Origin of the sequence: Flavobacterium soyangense (assembly GCF_015277675.1) — a bacterium.
GTDB lineage: Bacteria > Bacteroidota > Bacteroidia > Flavobacteriales > Flavobacteriaceae > Flavobacterium > Flavobacterium soyangense.
The window spans coordinates 1-15,349 of the sequence record NZ_JADHEC010000028.1 but is presented as its reverse complement, the minus strand read 5'-3'; the positions used below and the strand labels follow the sequence as shown (position 1 = coordinate 15,349).

Below are 15,349 nucleotides of genomic sequence, written 5' to 3'. Positions count from 1 at the left end.
CATTTTATGCAAATAAGATAATTTATATTTGCACATCATACCAACCGTATTTTCCCTTTTAAAAGATTTTGCATCATACCTAACTTTACCTTTCTGTATTTCTCCAATTTGGTTGCTAACGCGGTTATTTCGTTATCCATATCGGAAAGGATAGTGGCAATACGGGTTTGTTCCACTTTTGATTTGGGATATGATAAAACTAAATTTTTCAAAGCGTCTTGATTAATATTAGTGTTGGCACTAACAGAACTACTAGCAATTACTCTATTTCTAAAATGAGATGTACTAAAACAGTATTCTTTAAATTCATCACTTAAGTTGCCATTATCTCTAAATCGAATAATAAAACCACTATAAACAGTATTTTCGAGATCAGTTTCAATCAAACAAGTTAGTCCAACTCCTTCGGGTTTAACAGAAGAACGAATGAATAGTACATCTCCTTTTTTTAGTGCATACATTTTTCTATCGTTATCATTGGCATTTATTAACCCTAAATGAAGAGTGGTGTTTATTTTACTAGTACCGAATACATCCATTAAATTCACAAAAGGGTAACCATAGCCAAAATCTTCTGCAGCTTTGTTTATACCATTTTTAAATTCTCCAACATCTCCCAATTTTTTCACTTCCCAATCTTCTTTTGGTTGTAATAGTTTTTGCATTACTCCTTCCTTAATGTTGCTTTTTTTGGCAATGAGCTTTTCTAAACTGCTTATCAATGCATCGGCATCGGATAGGGCGGAGGCAATGGCAGTTTGTTCGGCTTTGGTAGGTGGAAGGGGTATTTTAAAAGGTGATAATCTTTCAATATTTAAGTTCATTTGAGCACCAGTTGTTGCGAGCTCTTCTAATTTCTCACGTCTGAATGAAAAATAAAAATTAAGAAAAACATTATCAGTTTTACCCAAACCATCAATTGCAACTAAACTATCGGGACAAGCCATATCAATTTCTAATATTCCTGTATAACCAATATTTGCTGCGATTGTCATTAATATAGTTCCTTTCTTAAATAAAGCACTAACAGCTAACCCTTCTTCATTTAAAGTTTGGGTATAATTAATTATTTTACCATTTGATTTTGTTACATCGCCTGTTTGAACAAATGGAATTTCACCTCCATAATAAATTGGATTATTTCGAGGTCTTGGTGTAAATTTTCCTCTTTTTAAAAAAGCAATATCTCCAAGTCTATGCACCTCCCAATCCTCTGGAATTAAACCAACCTCCGTATTTTTATAACCTGCTCTTAGTTCCATACAAATCCCATTTTTTCAAGGTGAGCAGTTATTTTGCTTTCTAAATCAGCTACATCAGTAGTTTGTTTGGGTAGTGGTGTTTCGTAGCGTTCTGCCAGTTCTTTTATGCGTTGGGTAAGGCGTTGGCTAATGCGTTCCATTTCGGTTTTTATGCTTCGTTCTAGGCTTGCCATCCATTTATCATCCACTACCAGTTGTTTTATTTCATCTTCGGTAAGTGTTTTGTAGCGATTGATTACTTTAATATCCAAGGCGGTTGTAGCTAGTTTTATTTTTTTGGTCAGCTCGGTTTGGTCGTCCAGTAGTTTTAAATACAATTCTAAAACTGCTTGTTCGCCATAAGTTGCTTCGGGTTCGGCTGCCATTGCCAAATCCTTTTTCTTTGCTTTTGGTTTGGCTGCCAATAGTTCTTTCAATCGCTTTTGTACATTGGCTTTGTTTACTTTGTCTAAGTCGGCAAAATAGCCTTCCTCGGTATTGTGCTCTTCTTCCAGTTCGGTAAGTTGTGCGGCAATAGCTTCTTTATCTGCTTCCAATTTTTCAATGGCTTTTTTCTCGGCAAGAAAATAACGGTCAATAACCAATGTTTTTGGCGCCAAGTCGCAATCCCAAACGGTAGCTGCTTTGGTTTGCTTCATTATGCTTAGCTCGGCTTTCCAACCCTCGGCTGCAATCAAGTAGCAATCATCTTGCATTACATCGTTCCAATAATTCATCAAATGCTGGTACACATCGTATTTGTCCATCAAAGCTTTGCCTGTGTAAGCTGTTAAAACATCTTCCGAGATTCTAAAGATGGTTTTCTTTGGTTTAATACCAACAGTTAATGCTTTTAAAGTGAGTGTGTTTCTTGTCTTCCAATCGGTAAACAATGCGTCCATTTCTTTACTAAAAGTCACGAACTCGGGATGGTCAAAAATGGTTTGCTTGATGTTGTCTTTGCTTATTTTTAATTGGCTGTAATTGGATCTTTTACTTGCAGAGAATAACTCTCCTTTCAAGGTTTTATAGACTTCCCAATACTCCTTCAATGCTTCTATGTCAGCACTAGGAATATCACCCAACAAATGCGCTTCTATGTCTTGTATGTCCTCTACTTCTTGGCTGTCAATGTATCGAGGAATGTTTAAATTGAAATCGTTTTTAGGGTCGCTAATTTCTTCTACGCTTACTAATCGGCTGTACTTAGGAAACTCGGTTTGCTTGTTGAAAATGTCCACAATCTTGTGTATGTCCTGTTCCCGTAAACGGTTTTTGTTTCCGTCTTTGGCAAAGCCTTTACTGGCATCCACCATAAAAATATGTTTGCGGTCGGCTGCACCTTCTTTGTCCATTACAATAATACAAGCAGGAATTCCCGTGCCATAAAACAAGTTAGCAGGTAATCCAATGATGCCTTTGATATAACCACGTTCAATTAAACTCTTGCGGATTTCGGCTTCGGCATTCCCACGAAATAAAACTCCGTGAGGTAAAATACAAGCCCCTTTACCTGTGCTTTTTAGAGATTTAAGGATATGTAATAGAAAAGCGTAATCGCCATTTTTATCGGGTGGTGTTTTGTAGGATGCTTTGCCTGTTTTGGCACTTTCAACTTCGTCTTTTTCAAAACGCCCATAAAGATCATCCTGCGGATTAAATCCAGTGGCCCAATTCTTCGAAGAGAAAGGTGGATTAGCCACTACAAAGTCAAAGGTTTTTAAATACCCATTGCTGTCTTTAAAAAACGGGTCGGAAAGTGTGCTTTGTCCACGGTGAATTTCAATTGCTTCCTGTCCGTGCAAAATCATATTCATACGCGCCAATGCAGCTGTAGCCACATCTTTTTCTTGCCCGTAAATTGTGCCCTTTCCATCAGCTTCGTCCAAGGCTTTTAAAAGCAAAGAACCTGAACCACAGGTTGGGTCATAGAAAGTAGTTTTGTTTGTCGCATCGCGAATGCTTAAGACTTTAGCCATTACACGGCTTACTTCACTTGGTGTGTAGAATTGCCCTTTGCTTTTTCCGCTTTCGGTCGCAAAATTCTTCATCAAGTATTCAAACGCATCGCCTAAAATATCATCACCTCCAGCAAGGTTTTTACTAAAGTCTAGTGAAGGGTTTTCAAAGATGGTTATAAGGTTGGTTAGTTTATCTACCATTTCCTTACCCTTGCCTAATTTATCATCATCAGCAAAATCGGCAACATCAATCACGCCTTTCAAGTCATTTGCAGCAGCCAAAACACCAATGATAATATTGATTTTGTCGCCAATGTCTTTAGCGCCTTTTAATGCCTGCATATCTTTAAAACTACCGCCTTCGGGTATTTCAATCAAGGCATCGGGGTCGTTGGCATATTTATCGGAAACGTATTTTACAAATAACAAAACCAGTATGTAGTCTTTGTATTGGCTTGGATCCATTCCCCCTCTTAATTCGTCGCAACTTGCCCAAAGGGAACTGTATAATTCTGATTTTTTAATCGCCATTGTATTTTATTCTTGAATTTATTTTCTAATTGATTAATGTTCTGCTTTATAGAAAGGATTACTTTGTTGGTATTTTATAGGGTAAATTTAGTGTTGTTATTTTTACCTCAGGATAAAAAAATGTTTAGTTAATAAAGACGCCTCAATTCGTTTTAATCATCAGGTTCGCCACTCGATGCCTTATTAAAATTCCTCAGCTAATTTATAAAAAAATAACTACGATTAGTTTAAAACATCATATCGAAACAAACTGATCCTGCGAATATAAATCATCTGATTATAATTAGTTTACGGGAAACCGTAAAAGAAGTAGATTAATATAAAAAATCCTTCTTAAGAATAGAAGAGCATTTTAGGTTTGTACTTTGTCTTGAGAAGGAATGGTTTATTACTTTAATTTTTTAGAGAGTGTTTTTATTGCTTCACTTACTTTCTTCTGTACGATTTTCCCATAGCTCTCCTGCGTAATTGTCATATTAGAATGACCTAGTAGTTCTGAGACGATTTCCATCGGCACATCATTATATAGGAGAACAGTTGAAGCAAAAGTCTTTCTTGCAATGTGGTGCGTTAGTTTTTTTTCAATCCCAGTAATGTCCGCAATCTCTTTTAAATACGAATTGAATTTCTGATTACTTATAGGTAGAAATATGCGATGACTTTCCGTGGAATACTTTTCAATAATCTCTTGTGCTTTTGGAAGGATCGGAATTGAGATTAGACGTTGTGTTTTTTCACGCTTCATCTTGATCCAATTAATACCATCGAAACCGATTTGGATGTGCTGTTTTTCGAGATGAGCCATTTCATTGAAAGCTAATCCAGTATAGCAACAGAAAATAAAAAGATCTTGGACATTACTTAATCTAATTTGTGAAAAATTCTGTTTTTCAAGATTCGACAGCTCCAATACACTCAAGTAAATTACTTCTTTTTTGACCTTTAACGGCTTGTAAATACCAAAGGGGTCTTTGTCTAAATAATCTTGACTTATTGCATACTGAAGAACTTTTCTAAAACGCTGTATTGCCTTATTTAACGTGCTCTGTTGAAGGTTTTTTTCGGTTTTGAGATAGTATTCATAATCCGTAATAAAGTTGAATTTAAGGTCTTTTAGCTTAAAATCATTGGATTTAAACTTCCATTTCACAAAGCCTAAAAGATGGTTGCGCGACTCAATGTATTTCTTGTAAGTAACTAATTTGATTTCGATATCAACGAGTTTTTTAATCCTTTCATTATACATATTATATACTTCAATGATGCCAAACTCTTTTTTAGTTTTTACACCTTTAAACTGTGAGTAAATATCATCAACAGAAAAAACATCGTTCTTCATTTGTAGGTACAAAAAAGCCTGATTAATTTTACTCTTAATCAGGCTCAATTGGGCATTTACAAAATTATTTTCTTCATTAGGTGGTTTGGTAAGTTGTAGCTTGCTAAACCATGTATTTGGGTTAATTAACAACCCTGTGGCAAACTCTTGCCTTCCCTCATTAAAAGTAATTCTACATCTGATAGGGCATTTTCCTTGTTTATTTACTTTTGATTTCTGTATCAAAAATAGTATTGAAATTTTATAATTGTTCATTGCTTTAAAGTTTTAGGTTGTGGGTTTTGGATATAAAAAAGTGGGGCACCTGAGAAATAAAATGGGGCACCTAAAAGCGTGCCTTTTTTGAAGAAATATTTAGGGAATCAAGAAGACTAGACACCCCCTTAAATCAAAAAAGCTATCCACAAAAGTGGAAAGCTTTTCATTGGTCTAACTACTAAACCGTGTCACGCTTTACAAGGGCGTGACGATAACAACACAACTATTTTAGATGCTTTTATTGGGCAAAAAAGCGATTCATTTCTGAATCGCTTCTCCCCAATTTAGCGGTCTGGACGGGACTCGAACCCGCGACCCCATGCGTGACAGGCATGTATTCTAACCAACTGAACTACCAAACCTCTGCTTTATTGCGGTTGCAAATATACTATAGAATTTTGTTTCTACAAGTGTTTCTGCGAAAAAGATTTCATAATTTTTATATGTTTTACCCAAAGTTTTGTTTTTCAACTAAATATGTCGTCAATACTTTTTCAAAACTATCAGTAACACCGACTGGCACGTACTTAATTTTGTTTTGGGAACAGGTCAAAGCCAACTTTTTGAAGTAACTATTCACTCCCTTTTCATATTCACTCTTTACATTATCAGCAAAAATGTTTACCTCATCGCCAGTTTCCAAGTCAATGAACTTCCTTGGAGCATTATCAAAGTCGAAATTAAGCTCCGTTTTGTTGTCTATAACGTGAAATAAAACCACTTTGTGCTTGTTGTGTTTTAAATGTTGCAAAGCAGTAAATAAGGCTTCTTCATTGCCTGACTGAAACATATCTGTAAACAAAATAATCATCGAACGACGGTGAATTTTTTCGGCTATTTGATGGAGAAAGGTAATTGTATCCGTGCCTTTTTGAACTTTAGGTTTTTCCAATAGATTTTCGAGAGTATTCAAAATCATTCTATGATGGCGGTCACTTCCTTTTTCAGGAGAATAATATTCATACGAGTCCGAAAACACGCTTAAACCCACGGCATCACGCTGTTTCTTTAAAATATTCATTAAAACGGCTGAAGCCAAAACGGAAAATCCTATTTTATTTTGGAAAAATTTTTCTTTGTTTTCCAATTTTGGATAATGCATCGACGAAGAATTATCAATGATAATGTGGCAACGCAAATTGGTATCTTCCTCAAAGCGTTTGGTGTATAATCTATCAGTTTTGGCAAACAATTTCCAATCGATATGTTTTGTACTTTCGCCAACATTATAAACCTTATGCTCAGCAAATTCAGCCGAAAAACCGTGAAAAGGACTTTTGTGCATTCCGGAGATAAAGCCTTCCACAATTTGATTGGCTAACAATTCAAGGTGCTGAAAACTTGAAATTTTCTCTATTTGTGATTCAATCTTCATCTTTCAAATGTATTAAAAGATTGAATGATTAAAAAATTAATAGATTATAAATAAAAAGGTTTGACTTTCGCCAAACCTTTCAGTATAAATCATAATCAATTGATTACAACAAGGCGTCTAAACTATCAGCGTAGGTTTGTTTCGGAGCAACTCCTACTTGTTTTCCTACCACTTCTCCGTTGTGAAAAACCAAAACTGTTGGAATATTTCTCACTCCGTATTTTGCAGCAAATTCTTGGTTTGCGTCAACATCTACTTTTCCAACTACAACTTTTCCTTCATATTCTTCTCCAAGTTGGTCAATAATCGGTCCAACCATTCTACACGGTCCACACCAAGCTGCCCAAAAATCCACCATTACTGGCTTTGTTGATTTTAAAACTACTTCTTCAAAAGTAGCATCTGTTATTGCTAATGCCATATTCTTATTTTTTAAATTTATTTATTTTTGTAATGCAAAGATAAAGAAACATTTGAGTTACGAAGTGTAACTTGTATTACATTTAACTATTTATAAATTGGTATAACTTATCAATTCAGCTTAAAATTAATCTGCATCTTCTCTAGTTCCGTCAACAATTCATTCGAAATTTTGATTTTTAATTTCCGGCTTGGCATTGATATTCGCGTAACTACTTTTGTTTCCTCAATCTCAGAAATGGTTTCAACAAATGGAACTACATCATCCTCAGATATTTCTTCAGTAAAAATGGCGGCTTCATCAGATATTCCATCATCAAATAATGGGGACTCTATTTTTTCTTCCACTTTTATTATTTCTGGAACTAAATCTATTTGTTTTCGGATTGTTTCTAATTCAAGAACATCAAAAGTAACCGTGTTATCGCCTTTATTTGCTTGGAAGACAGCGTTCAATTTCGTGATAAAATCAGCATTCAAATCTTTTACATCCAATAAAATACTTAGCTTTTTGGCAAAATTTTCGAATACATCCTGCAACATTTTAAATTCTGAAAATTGCAATCTTGGATCTCCTTTTTTACCGGTTTCTCTATCCGTCCAACCTTCTTTAACTAATATTTTTATGTAAGTAAAACTATTCGGAATAAGATAATGTCGGTTTTTCATATACTCTTCTCCAAAAATCTTGAACTCATAACTTTCATCATAACCTTCAAGTTGAAACAGCGCCCAGCCCTTACCGTTCTTAGCAATTCGATGTTGAACGTTGGTAATAATCCCTCCGAAAGTCAAGTTTTTATTCAAATGCTGATTCAAATCTTTCAGCGATTCTAATTTAGAATTACAGAAATATTTCATCTCAAACTTGAAATCATCCAGCGGATGTCCTGAAATATAAATCCCAACAACTTCCTTTTCTTTGGCGAGTTTTTCCATCGTGCTCCAATCTTCACAAGGCGGCACAATGGGTTCGGCAATTTGAACATCGCTGCTTTCGCCAAATAAACTCACCTGCGATGAATTTTCATTTTCCTGAAATTTGGCACCATATCGAATGGCTTTTTCGTAGAAGGTAATTCCGTCCGTATCAACGTGAAAATATTGTGCTCGGATTGTTCCAATGAAAGAATCAAAACCACCCGCCAAAGCTAGATTTTCCAATGCTTTTTTATTGGCAGAACGCAAATCAATTCGTTTGGTTAAATCAAAAATCGATCTGTATTTACCGGTTTTCCGGTTTTCGACAATTGTTGCCACGGCTCCAGAACCAACGCCTTTTACGGCTCCCATCCCGAAACGAACTGCATATTGATCATTTACTGTAAATTTATAAAACGACTCATTCACATCTGGACCCAAAACCTGCAATCCCATACGTTTGCATTCCTCCATAAAAAAAGAAACTTGCTTGATGTCGCTCATATTATTGGACAAAACTGCCGCCATATATTCGGCTGGATAATTCGCTTTTAAGTAAGCCGTTTGGTACGCAATCCAAGCATAACAAGTCGAATGCGATTTGTTAAAAGCATATTCCGCAAAGGCCTTCCAGTCATTCCAAATTTTCTCTAATTTGTCTTTGGCGTGCCCTTTTGCCATAGCTTGGGAGATAAATTTCGGTTCCATTTTTGCCAAAACATCAATCATCTTTTTTCCCATCGCTTTACGCAAAACGTCAGCATCACCCTTGGAAAAATCCGCTAGTTTTTGTGACAAAAGCATTACCTGTTCTTGGTAAACGGTAATTCCGTAGGTGTCTTTCAACAATTCTTCGCAATCATCCAAATCGTATTCGATAGGCTCTTCTCCATTTTTTCGTTTAATGAAACTCGGAATATAAGCAATTGGACCTGGACGATAAAGCGCATTCATTGCAATCAAATCAGGAAAAACCGTAGGCTTCAGTTCCTTCATGTATTTTTGCATTCCGGCACTTTCATACTGGAAAATCCCCACCGTTTCACCCCGCTGAAAAAGTTCGTACGTCTTTACATCATCAATAGGGAATTCGTCCGGGTTCAGGTCTATATTACTCCTGTATTTCACTAATTTAACGGTATCTTTAATCAAAGTTAGGGTTTTCAAACCCAAGAAGTCCATCTTCAGCAAACCGGCACTTTCCACGACAGAGTTGTCGAATTGGGTTACATACAAATCCGAATCTTTGGCGGTAGCCACGGGAACAAAATCAGTAATATCGCTTGGCGTAATAATCACACCACAAGCGTGAATCCCCGTATTTCTGAGGTTTCCTTCCAAAACTTTGGCTTGCTGAATGGTTTCTCCACCCAGATCACCTTCATTGGCCAAACCAATTAATTCTTTTATTTTTTCGAATTCTTCGGGACGAACTGCCTTTTTTATTAAATCTTCTTTTTCGTTTAGAAATCGGGCTAAATTCCATTTAGACGGCATCATCCCCGGAATTAATTTGGCAATTCTATCCGCTTCAAATAAAGGCAAATCAAGCACACGAGCCGTATCACGAATCGCCGATTTAGTTGCCATTTTACCGTAAGTGATAATCTGAGCCACTTGTTTTTTGCCGTATTTACGAATCACATAATCCATTACGCTACTTCGACCTTCATCATCAAAATCAATATCAATATCGGGAAGTGAAACCCGATCCGGATTTAAGAATCTCTCGAAAAGCAAATTGTACAAAAGCGGGTCAATATTGGTAATTTTTAAACAATACGCCACCACCGAACCTGCCGCAGAACCCCGACCAGGGCCAACAGAAACCCCCATGTTTCGGGCTTCGGCAATGAAATCCTGGACAATCAAGAAATACCCGGGATAACCTGAATTTTCGATTGTCAATAATTCGAAATCCAATCGTTCCTGAATTTCGGGTGTAATATCCTTGTATCTTCGTCTGGCTCCTTCAAAAGTAAGATGTTTCAAATAGGCATTTTCGCCTCGAACGCCGCCGTCAACAGCGTCTTCTGGAACATTAAATTCAACCGGGATTTCAAATTTTGGAAGCAAAACTTCACGAGCCAAATTGTAAATTTTTATTTTGTCAACAATTTCGGAAATATTCGAAATCGCTTCTGGCAAATTGTTGAAAAGTTGTTTCATTTCCTCACCCGACTTGAAATAATATTCCTGATTGGGCAGGCCATAACGATAGCCACGCCCGCGCCCTATTGGCGTAGATTGCTTTTCTCCCTCTTTTACGCACAACAAAATGTCGTGCGCATTCGCATTGCCCTTATCGATGTAAAAAGTATTGTTGGTCGCCACAATTTTGACATCGTGCTTTCTGGCCAATGAAATTAACCCTTCATTTACCCGGTTTTCATCCTCTTGATTGTGGCGCATCACCTCGATATAAAAATCCTGTCCAAATTCCTGCTTCCACCAAAGCAAAGCTTCTTCAGCCTGGTTTTCTCCCAAATTCAAGATTTTGCTTGGAATTTCCCCATAGAGATTTCCCGACAAAACAATAATATCTTCCTTATATTTTTGAATGACTTTCCGGTCAATTCTTGGCACATAATAAAATCCTTCGGTATAACCAATGGAAGACATTTTGGCCAAATTATGATAGCCTTTTTTGGTTTTCGCCAAAAGCACGATTTGGTAACCATTGTCTTTTACAGACTTGTTTTTGTGATCTTCACATACAAAAAATTCGCAACCAACGATGGGTTTAATCAAAACTTCGGTTGGTTCTTCGCCTTTTTCTATTGCTTCTTTATTTTTGGTTTCGGCAGCTTTATTATGGTATAAAATATCGCGAACAAAGTGAAAAGCACCCATCAAGTTGGCGTGATCGGTCATTGCCACAGCCGGCATTTTTTGCTGCGAAGCCGCCTTCACCAAAGCCGCAACGCTAATCGTGGATTGCAAAACCGAGAACTGCGTATGATTATGCAAATGCACAAAATCTGTATCTATTAATATCTGTTTGTTATCCGAAAGTTCCTGTTTCGAAATTGGTGCGGCTTGATTGGCTCCAAATTGTTGGCGAATTTTATCGGAAGCTTCTTTTAAATTGATATGCTGCAATCCAATAAGTTGAATTTCTCGTGGATTTTTTAATTGAAAATCCTCAAAATATTCTTGCTCAACTTCTAGTTCCTGTTTGGTAAAAACTTTAGTACGAATTAATTCGAAAAAGCAACGCGTAGTTGCCTCAACATCGGCAGTGGCATTGTGCGCCTCCGAGAAGGGTTTGTTGAAAAGATAAGAGTGCAATTCGGTTAGCGTAGGCAATTTAAATTTACCTCCACGACCTCCAGGCAATTTCAATAAAGAGGCTGTAACTTCGGTACAGGTATCAAGAATTGGCATGGAACCCATTGGACTTTCGACTCCCAATCTATAAAATTCGCAACTCATGATATTGATGTCAAAACCTAGATTTTGACCCACAATAAATTTGGTTTTCGATAAGGCAATATTGAATTTCTCTAAAACTTCCGCCAAAGAAATTCCTTCGGCTTCGGCCAATTCAGTCGAAATACCGTGAATTCTCTCGGCATCATACGGAATATTAAATCCCTCAGGTTTCACCAAATAATCCTGATGTTCGATGAGTTTTCCCATATCATCGTGGAGTTGCCAAGCGATCTGAATACATCTTGGCCAGTTGTCCGTGTCAGAAATGGGTGCGCCCCAACGCTTTGGTAATCCTGTGGTTTCGGTGTCGAATATTAAGTACATAACTGCAAATGAAGGAATTGTAATTCTATAGAATCACAAAATGTGAATTTCAAATTTAGTTATTTTTTAGAGGAAAATAAAGGTAAGTTATGAACAAAAAAAAGGTCTTGATTGTGAGTCAAGACCTTTTGTATTATTTTAAAAAATTAAATCTATTTAAAATCCCACCCTAATGTAACCCCAAAGGCAACAGGACGAATTTTTGCATTTTTATCAGTGCTGTACAATCCATTAGCCTCTCTATCTGTAACTGATGTTGGGTTATATCCTATGTAAGACTCATCTCTATCTTGGTCAAGAATAGAACCGTAACCATTTTCAAGAAACATTGCTGCATACAATGCATTTTTCTTTCCCATATCAAATGTAAAACCCAACTCAAACATACTCATTACGATACTCTTAGTTTGGTATTCACCAGTTGCTGAATAATTACTTTGACCACCAAAACCATATTCTGGTAAATTATCAATAGTCAAATTAACGTCTGGATAATAAGCTGCCCCATTTACATTATTTGCCGCTGCTTCTATTTTATATTTAACAGGTAAAAAGTACTTTGCTCCTGCTCTAAAATTAAAATCAATTCCTTTATTAATATTAGTTTTATATTGCAGAAAAAGTGGGATTTGAATAGCGTGCAAGGTTTGTTTTTCTTTATAATTACTTGTGTTAATGCTATAAATAAAAGCAGAAGTTGAAGGGTCAACTTCAAAATTACTAAGTGTTGCCGAAGAATTTCTCAAAGTAACATCTTGTTTATACTGAGAAAATTCTACACCAGTACCAACTCCGATATGATTGGTTAAAGAATAAATATAACCTACTTTTAATGCTCCTCCAAGTTCATGACCCTGAGTTGTTCCATTGACATCACTTTTGATATTTCCAATTCCTGACTGTACACCTACATAAATCTGCGCAGCCATCCCTTGGGTAATTAAAAAAGCTAAGATTCCGATTGTATTTTTAATATTCAATTTCATATTTGTTTTTTTTCATTAGAATAATCCGTCCTCACTTATAAAATGAGGACTTCATACTCCTGATTATTTAATTTTTAACTAAAATATTTTTTGTAAAATACTTGCCATTGGCTAAAGTCATTTTTACAATATAAATTCCCTCCACAGTAGGTGCTTTTAATGTCACTGCACTTTGACTTGTAGTTTTGTTTTCTATTAATGAACCTCCTGCACTATACACTTCAACACGAGCATTCAGCAATCTTGAAGTAGATACATTGGTAATTAGTTCATAATTCGCATTTGGTTTAACTGGATTAGGAACAAGTTTGATATATTCGTCTTCCACTGTTGGTGATAAAGTTAACGAACAAGTAGTAATCAATGTTCCGTCTAGTTTTGTTGCAATAGCATAATAAGTTCCATTTAAAGCTCCGCTTTCTTTGAAATACTGATTAGTTTGACTTGGAACCAAGACTCCATTTTTGTACCAAGTATATGATTTAAAACTATAAGAACTATTATCAAAGAAAATAATATTTTCGAACTGTTTTCTAATTAAATTCGGCTGGCTATTTACAACTGGCAATACCACTACTGAAGCGGCATTATAATTATTGTTTCCTACTTGTGAAGCAGTAACAGTAGCTGAACCATAATTTTCGGAAATTAACGAACCATTTGTAACCGCTACTACTCCACTATTAGAAGATGTATAGCTAACAGTTAAGCCACTACTAGATGTAGCATTTAACGACACTGAATTCTGACCATCACAACCTAATGCCAAAGTTTGATCCCAAGTAATACGTTGATCGGCTTTAGTAATACTTAAATTAGCACCTACATAAGTAATTGTGTAATTTAATCCTGCACTTAAAGACCCTTGATTAATCGCATAAAGACCTACACCATTTCCAACAGCTCTTATTAATGATCCTGTAAACAAATCACCATTTACTAAACTTGGTGACACTGAATAAGTAAAAGTTGGATCTGTTGCCCCATAAACTTTTGTTTGTGATGCGGCGGTTACTGTTACTGTTTTCTTACCAATAGTTAAATTGGCAGTTGTATAATTTAAAGTGTAATTACCACTTAAAGCAAGTGTACCCTGATTAATTGCATAAGTTCCCACGTTTTCACCAGTTGCTCTACTTAGGCTACCGCTGAAGCTATCTCCTGTTACTAATACTGGAGAAAAAGTATATGTTAATGCAGGATCAACCTCACCATACGTTTTGGTCTTTGCTTCTGCACTTGCCATAACGGTTTTCTTACCGATAGTTAAACTAGAACTTGCGTAATTTAAAGTGTAATTACCACTTAAAGCAAGTGTACCCTGATTAATTGCATAAGCTCCCACGTTTTCACCAGTTGCTCTACTTAGGCTACCGCTGAAGCTATCTCCTGTTACTAATACTGGAGAAAAAGTATATGTTAATGCAGGATCAACCTCACCATAGGTTTTGGTTTTTGATGCTGCTGTTACTACAATAGGCTTCGCAGAAATTGAAAAATCCTTACTAACAAAAGTCATCAAGTATTTATTCCCAGCGGAAAGATTACCTTGATTAATAGCATAATTACCAATGTTTTCCCCACTAACCCTTGTTAAAGCTCCGGTAAACGAATCTCCAGACAACAAAGAAGGTGTTACTGTATAGGTAAAAACAGGATCATTGTCTCCATACACTTTAGTTTGTGACACTGTTGCTGTAACAGTAATTGGTATTTGATTTAATTTTAATGTGAAATTATATGCAGCAGTACAACTATTATCATCAGTAACTGTCACTGTAAAATTACTATCAGCCACCTGAGTAGATGTCCCTGTTATCACACCACTTGATGATATAGTAAAACCTGAAGGCAAACTACCAGCAGTAACTGCATACAATTTTCCTCCTGTACCTCCTGTAACATCAATATTTTGACTGTATGATGAATTATAATCATACCCAGGCAATGTTGTAGTTGTAAAACTCAATGCCGATGGCTGTGTAATAGTAAAATTACGAGTTGCCGTACATCCGTTAGCATCGGTCACTGTTACGGTATAACTTCCTGCAGCTAGACCGGTAGCTGTAGCTGCCGTTCCACCAGAAGGTGACCACGTATAAGTATAACCTGCTGTTCCGCCAGAAGGAGAAACTGAAGCAGAACCATTTGTTCCTCCATTACAAGACACATTCGTTTGCGAACCTGTTGCCGTGCTGATGGCTGATGGCTGTGTAATAGTAAAATTACGTGTCGCCGTACATCCATTAGCATCGGTCACTGTTACGGCATAACTTCCTGCAGCTAGACCACTAGCTGTAGCAGCCGTTCCACCAGAAGGTGACCATGTATAAGTATAACCTGCTGTTCCGCCAGAAGGAGAAACTGAAGCAGAACCATTTGTTCCTCCATTACAAGATACATTCGTTTGCGAACCTGTTGCCGTGCTGATGGCTGATGGTTGTGTAATAGTAAAATTACGAGTTGCCGTACATCCGTTAGCATCGGTCACTGTTACTGTATAACTTCCTGCAGCTAGACCACTAGCTGTAGCTGCCGTTCCACCAGAAGGTGACCAT

At 36.6% G+C, this 15,349-nt stretch carries 8 protein-coding genes and 1 tRNA gene; all 9 read right to left on the bottom strand.

The features are described 5' to 3' along the window. Window positions 1-35 precede the first annotated feature (35 nt). Window positions 36-1,262 (bottom strand): restriction endonuclease subunit S, encoded by a 1,227-nt coding sequence (locus tag IR213_RS12010; protein ID WP_194312553.1) that lies wholly within the window; start codon window positions 1,260-1,262, stop codon window positions 36-38. Further along, window positions 1,253-3,733 (bottom strand): type I restriction-modification system subunit M, encoded by a 2,481-nt coding sequence (locus tag IR213_RS12005; protein ID WP_194312552.1) that lies wholly within the window; start codon window positions 3,731-3,733, stop codon window positions 1,253-1,255. Before IR213_RS12005 ends, IR213_RS12010 begins: the two co-directional genes overlap by 10 nt. A gap of 388 nt (window positions 3,734-4,121) precedes the next feature. Continuing rightward, window positions 4,122-5,327, bottom strand: a complete 1,206-nt coding sequence (locus tag IR213_RS12000) for a site-specific integrase (protein ID WP_194312551.1) — start codon at window positions 5,325-5,327, stop codon at window positions 4,122-4,124. Between the two features lie 291 nt (window positions 5,328-5,618). Then, window positions 5,619-5,692, bottom strand: a tRNA-Asp gene (locus tag IR213_RS11995). An 86-nt stretch (window positions 5,693-5,778) separates the two neighbouring features. Further along, complete coding sequence (locus IR213_RS11990) at window positions 5,779-6,705, bottom strand: DUF58 domain-containing protein (protein WP_194312550.1); 927 nt, start codon at window positions 6,703-6,705, stop codon at window positions 5,779-5,781. 103 nt (window positions 6,706-6,808) lie between these two features. Then, on the bottom strand, window positions 6,809-7,126 hold the full coding sequence (trxA, locus tag IR213_RS11985) for a thioredoxin (RefSeq protein WP_143392107.1): 318 nt from the start codon (window positions 7,124-7,126) through the stop codon (window positions 6,809-6,811). 110 nt (window positions 7,127-7,236) lie between these two features. After that, window positions 7,237-11,805: a DNA polymerase III subunit alpha gene (dnaE, locus tag IR213_RS11980; protein ID WP_194312549.1), complete on the bottom strand. Its 4,569-nt coding sequence runs from the start codon at window positions 11,803-11,805 to the stop codon at window positions 7,237-7,239. A 152-nt stretch (window positions 11,806-11,957) separates the two neighbouring features. Next, window positions 11,958-12,734 carry an outer membrane beta-barrel protein gene (locus IR213_RS11975; protein WP_194312548.1) on the bottom strand — a complete coding sequence of 259 codons (777 nt, stop codon included), beginning with the start codon at window positions 12,732-12,734 and terminating at the stop codon, window positions 11,958-11,960. A 124-nt stretch (window positions 12,735-12,858) separates the two neighbouring features. Beyond that, window positions 12,859-15,349, bottom strand: a 2,491-nt coding sequence (locus IR213_RS11970) for an MBG domain-containing protein (RefSeq protein WP_194312547.1), incomplete at its 5' end; no start/stop codon positions are given.